Source organism: Tolypothrix sp. VBCCA 56010 (genome assembly GCF_050875635.1).
Classification (GTDB): domain Bacteria; phylum Cyanobacteriota; class Cyanobacteriia; order Cyanobacteriales; family Nostocaceae; genus Hassallia.
On sequence record NZ_JBPAOH010000084.1, the window covers coordinates 20,069 to 33,862 of the forward strand.

The window sequence follows — 13,794 nt, forward strand, 5'->3', positions numbered from 1 at the left end:
TCGGGGGGAATAAGATCGGGGGGAATGGGGAATGGGGAATGGGGCAATGGGCATGGGGCAATGGGCATGGGGAATGGGGACTGGGGACTGGGGAATGGGTTTTTGAAGAGGGGAAAAGGGAAAAGGGTTTTGGCTAAATGTTGAAGAGTTTTTCCCTTTCCCCAATCATAAGCAGGTGCTACAACGCTTGGTACCCCAACGGACAGTTCGCTCAAGTCAACGAGTTCCACCTCTTAAGCCTTGCGTCGTTCGCGCAGCGTCTCCCAAAGGGAGATGGGAATCTCGTTGACCCCTTTGGGGTCGGGAAACCCTTCCTGTGCGACTGTCCTTTGCAACGCACTGCCTCCCCTTTCCCCTTTCCCCCTCCTTTCTTCCCAATTACCAATTACCAATGCCCAATGCCCTATGCCCCATACCCTACTTCCCAGTCTTTAATTACCTTAGTAAAAAAAAATGCCATTTTGTCGATTTATGTGTTAAAACCACATGAGTGACTTGTGTGGATGCAATTTAGAAGGATACGAGTGCTTCTTGTATCCGTCCCCAGCATTGTATCGGTTCACCAAAGCCAGTTTGTTTTGACGAGCTATTTTTTATTGTGTTTTCTACTTATGTCATTTATACATACCGTTACACTAGACACTACTAGTTATGAGTTATAAGTAAAAAGGATTTATACGCCAATATACATAAAACCTGATTCGCACCTTGATCGAAACTAATATTTGTTCAGCGGTCTAGTTGACCATGCAGCAGTATTCAAGCTTACCAGAACAGAATTCTCAAGTAGATATAACTACAAAACTTTTGACCTCAATCGAGCAACTTCGCGCCGATTTGTGGCTCGAATGCACTTTAAATAAGTTGCAAAGTCGCCTCAATGATTGCCTGCTTTCTAGTTGTACTACAGAAGCAGAAATTTTCCAGACAATTGTAAACGAACTCAATAGTGCTTTACAGTATAGTGAAGTGGCGATCGCCTTGTTTCAATCACAAGAAACTTACAAAATTTGCTATGCTTGTGAGTCCTCATCCTTCCTTATTTCCAACACCGGAAAAAAGCTGCAATTGAGTTTCGACCAAGCAATAGACATTCAAGATTTACAGCAATTAGAAAACCAACAACCGCCGAGTGCTTGGCGGTTAGCTGAGGATTTTGCCGGTGTTGCGAGCTGGTTAATTCTCGCCACACAATTACAAGAACCTAGTAGCGAGTCACTAAAACCACCACAAGTTAAACTTACATCAAAATTGATGGCTCGCGCCGCCAATCAATGTGCTGTAGCTTTGGCACAACTGCGACAAATAAAATCTTTGCAGGAATGTTCTCAACATCTAGAAAGCTTTAATCAGCAATTACAGCGCACTAATCAACTAAAAAACCAGTTTCTTGCAAATACCAGCCACGAAATACGCACACCGCTAAGTTCTATTATCGGTTTCACTCACCTACTCTTAGCCCAAGGCTACGATCCCACAAGAGAACGTCACCAAGAGTATTTAAATATTATTCAGTCCAGCGGCAAGCACCTGCTAGCTTTAATTAACGATATTTTGGATTTATCAAAAATTGAAGCAAATCAGTTAGAGGTGCAATGGGAAACCGTAAATGTACCAACACTATGTAAAAGCGTTTTCGCTTTCCTGAAAGAAAAAGCCGCTAATAAAAATTTGAAACTACGTCTAGAGATAGATGCGAAAATCACAACTCTCGAAGCCGACTCTTTGCGACTCAAGCAAATGCTGTTAAATTTGCTATTCAACGCTCTCAAGTTTACAACCGCAGGAAGCGTTGGGTTAAAGGTAGCCGTCAAGGGTGAATTTATGTATTTTACAGTTTGGGACACTGGTGCTGGCATCTCCAAAGAAGACCAAACTGAACTTTTTCAACCTTATTTCCAAATTGCCAATGCTGCTACCGGTCGTGATGAAGGTACTGGTTTAGGATTAGCAGTAACTCAGAAACTCGTCGAAATTCACGGCGGCTGGTTGAAAGTAGAATCTAAACTTAATCAAGGTTCGCGTTTTACCATCGTGCTTCCCCTGACGCAGAAAGAGGGGGTAGAGACGTTCCGGGGGAACGTCTCTACGGAAGTAGGGGGAAATGGGGGGAATCTAAATAATAACTCATCTTCAAAGATTTTGCTAGTGGAAGATGATTTGCCCAATGCCAAACTTATAAAAACTTATCTCGAAAAATTGGGTTATCAAGTAACTTGGGTAAAAAATGCTGCCGAAATGTGGCAAGCTCTCACACAGTTGCAGCCAGCAGTGATTTTAATGGATGTGTACTTACCAGATGAAAATGGCTTGAAACTAGTACAGCAACTACGAGAAAAACAGCAGTATAAAACGATTCCGATAATAGCCCAAACCGCAATGGCAATGAAAGGCGATCGCGAAACCTGTCTCACCGCTGGAGTCAATGACTATATTTCTAAACCGATTGATTTACCTCTTTTAGCAACTTTGGTAGGAAAATACAGCAAAATGGGGCAATGGGCATAGGGCATGGGGCATAGGGCATGGGGCATGGGACAAGGAGACAAGGAAGAATTTATCCGATTCTCAATGCCCAATGCCCAATTCCCAATGCCCAATTCCCAATGCCCAATGCCCAATGCCCAATTCCCAATTCCCAATTCCCAATTCCCCCTACCACATGCCTACAATAGGATTTGTTAGGCTGAATACGGTTTTGGGTGGATCTGCAAATGATGCTGACAGAGAAACTTGAGCAACTAAGAACTTTGTTTAAAGAAATGGAGCAGGCTTTAATTGCCTACTCTGGTGGTATTGATAGCACTTTGGTTGCTAAGATTGCTTATGATATTTTAGGCGATCGCGCTTTGGCTGTGACGGCTGTTTCTCCGAGTCTTTTGCCTGAGGAGTTGGAAGACGCGATTCTTCAAGCGGCAACTATTGGGATTTCTCATCAAATCGTCCAGACGCACGAGATGTCCAATCCTAATTACACATCCAACCCTGTCAACCGCTGTTATTTTTGTAAAAGTGAATTGCACGACACTCTCAAACCTTTAGCTTTGAAGTTGGGTTATCCCTATGTTGTGGATGGGGTAAATGCTGATGATTTACACGATTATCGCCCAGGAATTCAGGCAGCAAAAGAAAGAGGTGCGCGATCGCCTTTAGCAGAAGTTAATATTTCTAAAGTTGAAGTTCGCCAACTTTCGCAACAATTGGGTTTACCTTGGTGGGATAAACCTGCTCAACCTTGTCTGAGTTCGCGTTTTCCCTATGGTGAAGAAATTACTGTTGCTAAGTTACAACGAGTAGGAAGAGCGGAAATTTATCTGCGTAAATTGGGTTTAAAGAATTTGCGGGTGCGTTCTGATGGAGATACCGCACGCATTGAATTACCACCAGAACAAATCAAAGAGTTTGTGTTAACGACAGATTTACCAACAATCGTTTCCGCATTTCAAAAGTTGGGATTTATCTACGTAACTTTGGATTTAGAAGGTTATCGCAGCGGTAAGTTAAATCAAGTTTTAAATCGTGATTTGAGCGTTAAAGCCTAGAATGTTTTTCGTAGTAAGCGTTTTAACGCTTAAATTAAGCACTGAAGTGCTTACTACGAAATCAATTAACTTTTAACCAGCTAAATATATCTGCTGCTCGTATTTGCCAATTCGCTAAAACATCGAGAACAGGTAATTTATCATTATCATACTTTACTGCTGGCAATTGATTAGGTTGAAATACCATCACTGATTTATCATTGGGATCAATAAACCAACCTAGTTTTGTTCCCTGGTTAATACAGAAAATAATTTTATTAATGACGCGGTTAGGAAATTGATCGGGTGATAAAATTTCAATTGTCCAATCTGGAGAGCTTTCAAATCTGTTAGCAATCTCTCCATTTTCATCAGTTGGAATGCGTGACCATTCAAATACAGTAATATCTGGAACTAAAGAACGTCCCCCAAATGTGCAGCGTAACTCGGTTAATGCTAACGCTAGCTTTTTTGATTTACCTATCTGATTGATAGCAGATGATAACTCAGTTTGGATTATGCTATGTTTACCCTGAGCCATTGGTTTTTGGTAGATTTTCCCGTCAACATATTCGCTAGCTGGTTTGGTTTCTGGCAATTGCAGAAATTCTTCTAACGAAAGTTTGGATGATAAAGTTGATACCATTAGTAGTTTTTTAATAAAATTACTTAAGCGATCGCTTACTTTTGTTAGCTGTCATTTTAGTTTCTACTTGCTGTAGTGCCCATCGCCAAACATCATATCCACGGGTTGACAAATGTAACCCATCTGTGGTTAAATCTTCTCGTAAATTGCCTTCAGAATCTGTAAACCAATTATGGATATTCAGATAATTTACTTGTTGTTCTTTGGCAATTTCGGCAAGTTGCTCGTTAATATGACGAATTCGGGTATTAGGAATTTTCGGCTGGCGAGTAGGCAAAATTGATTGGATAATTATTAAACTTTCTGGGTGACTCTGCTTCAGTGTACGAATAATCCGGCGGTGATTACGCAAAATAGTTTCATCACTAACACCATTGCGTAAATCGTTGATTCCCGCCATGACGTAAATCACATCCGGTCGCGTTTTAGAAAAGAAAGATAATCTTTTTAATACACCACTGGAAGTATCTCCAGATATTCCTTGATTCAGCCATAATTTCCCGGTGGGCAATTTTTGAGCGGGAAACCACATACTCAAAGAATCACCAACTAAAACATTGAGATGATTTGTTCCTTGACCTCGAGCGATCGCTCTCGCTTCTAAGGCTAATAAAGTTTTCCAGTCCTGATAAGTTAGTTGATGTTTACTGCTCGATCGTCCAAGCGATCGTACATCATCATCCACCCGCGTGTAAATCTGACCTATTTTCAGAGCATTTAATCTTTGGTAATAAAGTTGTTTACCCGATACCAGCGTGCGATCTACTGGTTCGGAATCCATGTTAAATGATGACTCTCTTGGCGCCGACAATACCTGGTTGCTGAATTCTGGTGAGGAGATTTCCCCACTAGGGGCGATTTTCTCTTCAACAGTGGATGGCAAACTCTTTAAGTAAGGCGATAACGGCTTGCTGAATTCTGGTAAGGAGATTTCCACACTAGGGATGATTTTCTCACCTACACTTGGCAGCGAAGCTTGTTTTAAATTCCACAGCACTGGATGATTTTCTTGTTGAATCATCGATAACTGTGGAAGACCCGATGCTGGTATTGCCAACCCTGTCAACAAGCTTGCTGCCAACAGATAAGAATCCCTCATCGTTTTTATCTCTCCTCTAGTCGCTGCTTTTCTTTAAGACAGCCAATAAATGCTGTCTTCAGGATAATTTTAGTTTCATTAAGAAAGAATTGAGAATACAGTTACGGCAGAATCCAGGATAATATCTCGCGCTTTGCGTAGGTTGTATTCTGACTTCTGACTTGGTGACTTCTGACTTCTTCATTAAATTATTTTTATCTATATTGTCGGGTTATGTAAAGCTTGCTCACTCTCATTGCATTTAATTCTTTCTGACAAAAACAGTTTTGCCATTGGTAGACAAGCTTTATTTGTCCCAATCGCGTTTACCCGAAGCAACCCGTTTATTAACTACAACATCTCAGAATCTACAGTTTTTGTGCAAGCCTGTCAATATCGATTTCCACAAATTTTGATTTGGATGATGGTTTTGGGCGATCTGGGGCATTGCGAGCCTGCCCAATGCCTAACCCTCACCAATTATATTTATTTTCGCGCCCTTTACTTAACTATTCACTCTTCTCGATGCCGATAATATAACAGTTAAGAGCGCAAAATATATCTTTTAAGCGATAATTCATGAATTATCGCACTCTGAAATTCAGGAACTGGTAAGGTTTTTTGCGTAAGTCCTATATAATTATCCTGAGGAAAATTTATTGCCTTTTGTCGATTAATTTTTTCAGTATTCAAAAGTTATAAATTAGAGGTTTAGCTCAAAACAAGATTGCGCTTTGCAATGCTTTGTATTCTTTAGATCCCCGACTTCGAGCGAGAAGTCAGGGATTTTGAGGGAATCTTGTTTTTTCACGAATCCTAAACGGACGTAATCAAACGTAACTTAAAAATTTTGCCATTGCGAATTATACTGAACCAACAGATAAACCTAGTTTGTGGGTTTATTAGTAGACTGCCTCAATCGCTGGTCAGTACTGTGAAGGCGATCGCTTTATATTGTCATCAATAAAACGTAACCTAAAAATGAACGCAACCGCAAATATACTGTATTTATCAATTAGACATAGAAGTCGTAGGGACAATTCATGAATTGTCCCTACACTCGTACCGTCAGGGCAACGCATATAGCGTTTTTCACTTTTATGTCTATTGGTTTAGTAGTCCGCCACTGGGATAATTATTTAAGTTGAAAAGGCTGTAAGTTATGGTTCGCAACTGGAAACGATTGGGACTAGGAGTACTTTTGGTTATCGGTGGAGCGATCGCAACCGCAACCAAATGTGCCGCTCAAAGCATCACCTTAGATGGCACTCTCGGTCCTGCGCGAACTTTAAGCGGACCGAACTACACAATAGAACAAGCAGATGGTCTAGCTGTAGGTAATAATTTATTTCAAAGTTTCGGACGCTTCAACCTAAACACAGGTGAGAGTGCGAATTTTCAAAGTGCAGCTAATATCCGCAATATTTTGTCTCGTGTTACAGGTGGTTCTACTTCCTTCATTGATGGTTCGATTTTCACCCAAAGTCGCAATGTCAATCTTTTCTTCATCAATCCCAGTGGCATCATCTTTGGTCCAAATGCAAGCTTGAATGTGGGAAGTGCAACCAGAGGCTCTTTTATCGCTACAACTGCTAATGCGCTCTTTTGGGCAAATGGCAGCCAATTTAGTGCGACAAATCCGGGTGGAGCAACTAGCTTGCTAACCATTGTCGGCGATCCCAGCGGATTTTTATCAACTTTGAGAACACCACCACCAATAAATGTTTCTGGTAGTTTTTTCAGCAATCCTTACAACGGTCAAAGCTTGTTGCTAGTCGGCGGTGACGTTAAAGTAGATAATGCAACATTAGAAGCTCCCGGTGGGCGAATTGAATTGGGAGGATTGGCAGAACCAGGTACAATTGGGCTGAGTACCAACGGTAATATTCTCAGCTTAAATTTTCCGGATAATGTCTCACGAGCTTCGGTTTCGCTTACCAATGGCTCAAACGTCAGTGTTGCCTCTGGTGGTGGCGGTAGTATTGCCGTTAACGCTGATGATATAGATATTTTGAAAGGAAGTAACCTGCGTGCAGGTATCAGCCCCCTTGCAGTCACCAATAACGCTCAGGCAGGAGATGTCAACCTCAACGCCACAGGAACATTGCGAATCGAAAATAGCTCTGTTTACAACGCTGCTTTTGGTCGTGGAAATGCTGGCAACTTGCGCGTTGATACAGGAAAGTTGATCGTTACTGATGGCGTATTAGCGACTGCTACTCTTTCTGGTGGTCGTGCTGGGGATTTGATTGTAAACGCCTCTGACTCAGTGGAAATAACTGGCAGTCCCACGTCGAATGGTACGGTTAAAATTAATATTCCCATTCTCGGTGGTACTGTCAATGTTCCTGTTGGCTTGTTTTCCGCTTCAAGGAATGTTGTCGGTAGCTCTACACCTTTTGGTGGAGATGCCGGAGATTTGACCATTAATACTGGGCGGTTGATTGTCTCTGGTGGAGCACTGGTATCGGCAGGTACTGAAACAACAGGGGATGGAGGGGATTTGACCGTGAAGGCAGACTTCATAGATATAAGTGGTACTTCAGCTATTGATGTTTTCGGAGAAGACTTCAGCGTAGCAAATAGGATTCCTAGCGGATTGCGGAATGGAACTAACGGTTTTGGACTAGGCGGCAACTTAAAGATTGAAACTCGGCAGTTGATTGTCCGTGATGGGGCATGGGTGACAACGGGTACTGGTCCCGATCGTGGTGGCAAGATGCCAGGGGGGGAATTGACCATTAACGCCTCGGAGTCTGTAAAACTAAGTGGCACCTCTTTCAATGGTCTTCCTACCGTTTTGGCTAGTGGAACACAAGGAGCCGGAGACGCTCAACCGTTGACTATCAATACTCAACGGTTGAGCGTCAGTGATGGAGCAATCATCTCTGCGGGTACTTCTAGCTCAGGACAGGGGGGAGACTTGACCGTAAATGCCTCTGACTCTGTAGAACTGATTGGCACTTCAAGACTTGGGGTGTCCGCCGAACTAGTGAAGCAACTGATTGGACCTGGGGGAGCTAATGTATTTAACATCGTCGAGAATCGTCCGTATCCCAGCGGCATAATTAGTGGAAGCGCAGGTAACGGAAATGCCGGAAGCTTGACTATTAATACTGGACGTTTGTTAATCAAAAATGGGGCACAGGCATCGGTTTCTACAGTAGGTCCGGGAAATGCGGGTCCTTTAAATGTTCGCGCCGCTACTGTAGAATTGACTGGCACTTCACAACAAAGCCCGAATCCTAATGACGTAGTTGGTCGGAGTCTGTTGACTACTGCTGTCGGTGAAAAGTCTACAGGAAGCGGTGGTAATATAACAGTGCAAACCGGCTTGCTAACTATCTCCGACGGTGCTGCACTTGCAGCTAGTACCAGCGGACAGGGAAACGCTGGCAGCATCAAAGTTTCTCAAGCTAACTTAGTTTCTGTCTTTGACAATGGCTTGATTTCTACCGCTGTCAACGCCCAAGCACAAGGACAAGGTGGCAGTATTGATATCAACACAAACACTCTGTCTGTAAATCAAGGTGGTCAAATCACTGCTAGCACTCTCGGAAACGGTAAGGCAGGTACAGTTAGAATTGATGCCCGTGATGCAGTTTCTCTAGATGGGGTAGGAACGAATGGCTTCTCTAGTGGGGTGTTTACCAGCACAGGAAGTCAAGCAAATGGTTCAGGAGGAGCGATCGCAGTGAAAACAAATTCCTTTAGTCTGTCAAATGGAGCTGTTGTCAATGCTCAAACCTCAAATTCTCAAACAGGGGGAGATGTAACTATTGAGGCAAACACTTTTAATATCAAAAACGGCGGACAGGTGATTACGACTACCCGTAGCAGTGGAGATGCAGGCGATATTAATCTCAAAGTTGCTGAAGGTATTACTATTAGTGGTGCTGATAGTGGATTTTTTGCCAATACTTCCCCTAACTCAACGGCTCAAGGAGGTAACTTAACAATTAACACTCCTTCGTTGCGAGTTCAAGATGGTGCAACAATCTCAGTCAGCAGTCCTCAAGGACAAGCAGGTAATTTAGATATTACCGCAAACACTATTCGCCTCAATCAAGGAAGTTTGACTGCGGAAACCGCAATTACTGGTACTCAACCGGGAGCAAACATCCGGCTACAAGATGTAGATTTGTTATTAATGCAAAATAATAGCCGCATCTCTGCTCAAGCCAATGGCATCGCCACAGGTGGTAATATCATTATTGATGCTCAGAAAGGTTTTGTAATTGCGCCTTTTGGAGAAAATAGTGATATAATAGCCAGTGCTTCTGGTGGAAGAGGCGGTAATATTAGAATCACTACTCAAGGGCTTTTTGGCTTTTTTGAAGGTCGAGCCATTCCCGTCAACAATACTAACGATATAGATGCTAGTTCTGAATTTAACAATCCAGGTACGGTAGATATTAACACGCTGGATATAGATCCCCGCCGTGGTTTGCTGGAATTGCCTGCAAGTGTAGTTGAAGTTTCCAGGCTAATTGCTTCTAATTGTGGTGCGATCGCAGGCAAAAATGGCAGTAGCTTCACTTATACCGGACGTGGTGGTTTACCTATAAGCCCTGATGACCCGCTGACAAGTGATGTAGTCTGGTCGGATACACGCTTAACCAATATCCGCAGCTCTGAGAATATCTCTACATCTACTTCAAAGCCAAAAAAACAAACAACATCGGGCATCGCGATCGTACCTGCCACTGGTTGGGTATTCAATAAGTTTGGCGAAGTCACCCTAATTGCATCACAAAGCGAAACTAACCGTATCGATACGCCTACTACCTGCCAAAACGAAACTGAGCAAGGACTTACGCAAAACTGAAGTTTTGTAGGGGCAATTGATGAATTGCCCCTACGTAAATTCAAGCTTTGACGAAGGAAGTGCGTAAGTCCTATGAGCATTAGGAAATAATCTTAATAATCCCAAATAAGCTAGTCTAAACTCACAAACAATATAATACTTAACATTTCATCATGTAATGTTAAGAATTTTTCGACAATTTTACTTTATAATCAGTAACTGAATATATGCACAATTTCGCCAACTAAGTATGGAGAGGGCGGCTGTTAGTCCAATAACTAATGGGGTTTTAGTCGCACCTTTATTTTTATGAAATTTCTTTACAAACAAAGATTGTGGGCAAAACTATTATTTGTAGTTTTCGGGTTGTCTTTCCTGATTCCTTTTACAAGCGCAGAAGCTCGAATAACATTTAAAGCACCAGAAGGTCTAAAAGCACCAGGCAGACGGGTAGCAGGTGGATCGCGATCTCCCCAAGAGAAAAATTGCTCTTCCGGGCAAAATCCTCTGACTGCTATAGTCCCGAATTCTAACATAGGGCAAACAACACAAGCAAATCCTACTTTCTTTTTCTACGTTCCGCAAACTTCTGCAACATTAGAGCTAGTATTGCACGATCGAGATAAAGAATACAAGCAAACCTATAAATCAAATGAAAAAGGTGGAATAGTCAGTATTCCCTTTAATCAAGCTTCACTAGAAGTAGGTAAGGTGTATCGTTGGTCGTTCTCAATAATTTGCAACCCTAAAGAACGCTCCAAAGACAAGTTTGTCGAAGGTGCGATCGTGCGCGTTCAAACAGAACCTCAACTAGCGAGCAAGCTAGCAACAGCAAGTCCTCAAGAGAGTGCCAATCTTTATGCAGAAGCCGGCATTTGGCAAGATAGCCTTGCTAGTTTGGCAAAGCCGCTTTCCTCCAATCCCAATAATGCGGAATTAAAAGCACAGTGGCAAGCATTGCTAACCTCAAAGAGCGTAGGTTTGGATAACTTGGTCAGTGAACCGTTGCTCCCAGGTCAGTAAAAACCTCAAGTTGTTACAACCAATCAAAGCAAAGATGTTTGTAAAGCCACCTTGAATAATCAGTTGAAAACAGACAGTTATTTTTTTAAGCTGTCTATTTTTTTGCGCTGCTGAACACAAGTCAATACTCGTCCGACATTTCAGCCTTTGTCCCCACGGAAAGACATGCCGATGAGCTTTCTGCACGAAGACGCTGTAAAGGTGATATGAGCGAGAATTTATGAAGCTTTACAATATTTTATTTTATATTTGCCTTTATTTTTGATACTTTCAGAATATGGCGGATTTCACTCATGTTAGACACGATTCGGACAGTGCGCCTTGTGCATAAATCGGGGCATGGGGCAAGCGTCCAAGTGGGCTGAGATCGAAATTTGGCTTTATTCCCATTAAGCAATTGCCCATTAAACAATTGCCCATTTTCCATTCCCCATTCCCCTCTCCTTTGAATGTAGCTTTTCTATCAAATGACCGATGCGTAATCCTTTACTGTGTAGTAATAGTTTTCCTTATGGTCTAGTTCGATTTACAGAAGTCAAAAGTGAGTTACTCTGGCAAAATTAGATACTATAAATATCTTTTGTCGGAAATACTTGCTGAAATATCAAGTTGAATCTAACTAACTTAATTTAGCTGACAGAGATATTAACTTTAATTATGTTGTTCTTGATTTGCAATATAAAAAAACTATGTCATGTGTGGAGCAACTAGATTATGAATAGAAAAATCCTTGGCGTTGCACCACTGCTAACCGCCATTCCTGTAGTAAGTCAAGCTATAATTCAACCTGCACAAGCCACTCAGGTTTACGAAAATTCGTTCACCAAAGATTTTCAAGGCTATGAAAATAGTCGTAACAGCGGCGAGCATAGCCTGTCGGTGATTCTTATTTTAGTTGGAGTTGGCTTAGTTTTTGGCTCCACTGTTAATTTAGTTTACAAAGCTCTGAATCCGGGCAAGCATAAAGCAACAACAGCAGATGTGCCTATACCAAAAAAGGAGCATAAAATTAGGGCTAGAGTTAGTATTGCGTCCGTTACGAAACAGAGCCATACTGCTGCATACGTTGAACAAGCTCGTACCTTTTTTAAACAAGGAGACACGAATAGAGCGATCGCTTTATTCAATAATGCAATTCGTACTCGTCCAAATGATGCTTACCTTTACACTGAACGCGCTAACTTGCGTCGCAAAAATCTCGAAGATAAAAATGGAGCACTTGAAGATTACACTCAAGCGATTAATCTTCATCCAGACAACCCGCTGTTTTACCTTTGGCGCAGTCAGCTTTATTATGAGATCGGCGATAAGTTAAAAGCAATGACTGATTATAACACAGCTATTCGTCTTGCTCCGGAAGGTACAATGTATCACTCTTTTCAAACAAACCGAAACTGAAAAGAGACGTTAAATCTAATTAAAATAAGCGCGAGCCAGTTCCAACAGCCTGATTTAACAATCAACTATTGTTGCGTTAATTTTCCTTTGCATCTGATAGTCGTGCTTTGAGTATTTGTGCTTTTCTAAGTAAAATCTTCGCGGTTTGGAAAAAACAGCCGCAGTCCAGGAAAAATTTGACAGTCTTATTATCCTCCCAGAGATAGATTATTCCAACTTTTTTCACAAAATGTTTGTTTTCCTGCGAAAATACTGTAGGAATTATTTCTAATTATTTCTGAGAAATAATTGCCCAAGGTTACGGTTACAGGTGAGATTACTGAAATATCGTAGGAGAACCTGACTGATATGGCTATGGGCAGAAAACAGGGATGCGCGAGCTTGTCTTGGGTAGTAGTTTTAGGGTTAGCAGGAGCGCTGAACGCATCTGCAAACGTCCAAGCTCAACAAATAGTACCAGATACCAGTTTACCAGTAAACTCTGCGGTTACAGTTAACGGTAATAACTTTACAATTAATGGTGGAACTCAAGCAGGGGGAAATTTATTCCACAGCTTTAGTGAATTCTCTGTTCCCACCAACGGATCGGCTTTTTTCAACAATGCCCAGACGATACAAAATATTATCAGTCGGGTAACTGGTTCGTCTGTATCTAATATTGACGGTATTTTGGGGGCAAATGGTACAGCTAATCTATTTTTACTCAACAAGAACGGAATTGTTTTCGGACCGAATGCCAGCTTGAATGTCGGGGGATCGTTTGTAGCAACTACAGCAAATGCGATTCAATTTGGCAATCAAGGTTTTTTTAGTGCTTCCAACCCGAATAATCCTGCTTTATTGACAGTAAATCCTGACGCGTTGTTCTTCAATCAAATTGCTGCTGCATCAAATCCGAACATCTCAACCACCGCTACTAATCTAAGTGTTCGTGATGGTCAGGGTTTGTTTTTAGTAGGTGGCAACATCAGCATCGATAGCGGAAGACTAAACGCTTTTGGTGGTCGAGTTGAGTTAGGAGGATTAGCAGAACTAGGAACTGTAGGCTTAAATTTGAGTGGTAACGATTTGAGTTTGAGTTTTCCTGAGGGAGTGCAACGAAGTGATGTGTCACTGACCAATGGCGCTATAGTTGATGTGAGTGCTAATGGTGGTAATATTGCCATTAATGCAGCCAAAGTGATGGTATCTGGTGGTGCTAACTTAATTGCCCATACTTTTGGACAGGGAAATGCAGGTAATATCGCGATCGCAGCGTCGGATGATATTTCTATAAATGGCAACAACACAGCTTTGAGTAGCCAAGTGTTTCCTGATGCAG

Annotated in this window: 10 protein-coding genes; 8 read left to right on the forward strand and 2 right to left on the reverse strand. The window is 41.9% G+C overall.

From position 1 onward, the window contains the following. The first annotated feature begins 747 nt into the window (after nt 1-747). The 3 genes from hrmK to larE are packed head-to-tail and all read left to right on the forward strand — an operon-like array spanning nt 748 to nt 3,542. Complete coding sequence (hrmK, locus tag AABK37_RS24880; protein ID WP_432554197.1) at nt 748-2,508, forward strand: hybrid histidine kinase/response regulator HrmK; 1,761 nt, start codon at nt 748-750, stop codon at nt 2,506-2,508. Between the two features lie 17 nt (nt 2,509-2,525). Next, nucleotides 2,526-2,675 carry a hypothetical protein gene (locus AABK37_RS24885; RefSeq protein ID WP_432554198.1) on the forward strand — a complete coding sequence of 50 codons (150 nt, stop codon included), beginning with the start codon at nt 2,526-2,528 and terminating at the stop codon, nt 2,673-2,675. Nucleotides 2,676-2,714: 39 nt separating this feature from the next. Next, complete coding sequence (larE, locus tag AABK37_RS24890; RefSeq protein WP_432554199.1) at nt 2,715-3,542, forward strand: ATP-dependent sacrificial sulfur transferase LarE; 828 nt, start codon at nt 2,715-2,717, stop codon at nt 3,540-3,542. Between the two features lie 61 nt (nt 3,543-3,603). Here larE and AABK37_RS24895 read toward each other — a convergent pair whose 3' ends face one another. Then, nucleotides 3,604-4,167, reverse strand: coding sequence for a Uma2 family endonuclease (locus AABK37_RS24895; protein ID WP_432554200.1), 564 nt, complete (start codon nt 4,165-4,167; stop codon nt 3,604-3,606). A gap of 19 nt (nt 4,168-4,186) precedes the next feature. Further along, nucleotides 4,187-5,266 (reverse strand): SGNH/GDSL hydrolase family protein, encoded by a 1,080-nt coding sequence (locus tag AABK37_RS24900; RefSeq protein WP_432554201.1) that lies wholly within the window; start codon nt 5,264-5,266, stop codon nt 4,187-4,189. A gap of 235 nt (nt 5,267-5,501) precedes the next feature. On the opposite strand from AABK37_RS24900, the gene AABK37_RS24905 reads away from it, so the two are divergent. The 5 genes from AABK37_RS24905 to AABK37_RS24925 all read left to right on the forward strand — a co-directional run. After that, nucleotides 5,502-5,780, forward strand: coding sequence for a hypothetical protein (locus AABK37_RS24905; RefSeq protein ID WP_432554202.1), 279 nt, complete (start codon nt 5,502-5,504; stop codon nt 5,778-5,780). Between the two features lie 627 nt (nt 5,781-6,407). Further along, nucleotides 6,408-10,073 (forward strand): filamentous hemagglutinin N-terminal domain-containing protein, encoded by a 3,666-nt coding sequence (locus tag AABK37_RS24910; protein ID WP_432554203.1) that lies wholly within the window; start codon nt 6,408-6,410, stop codon nt 10,071-10,073. Between the two features lie 288 nt (nt 10,074-10,361). Continuing rightward, on the forward strand, nt 10,362-11,075 hold the full coding sequence (locus AABK37_RS24915; RefSeq protein WP_432554204.1) for a DUF928 domain-containing protein: 714 nt from the start codon (nt 10,362-10,364) through the stop codon (nt 11,073-11,075). Nucleotides 11,076-11,789: 714 nt separating this feature from the next. Continuing rightward, a complete protein-coding gene (locus AABK37_RS24920; RefSeq protein WP_432554205.1) occupies nt 11,790-12,473 on the forward strand; it encodes a tetratricopeptide repeat protein in 684 nt (227 codons plus the stop codon). A gap of 354 nt (nt 12,474-12,827) precedes the next feature. Next, nucleotides 12,828-13,794 (forward strand): filamentous hemagglutinin N-terminal domain-containing protein (locus tag AABK37_RS24925; RefSeq protein WP_432554206.1); only part of this gene is annotated, 967 nt, incomplete at its 3' end.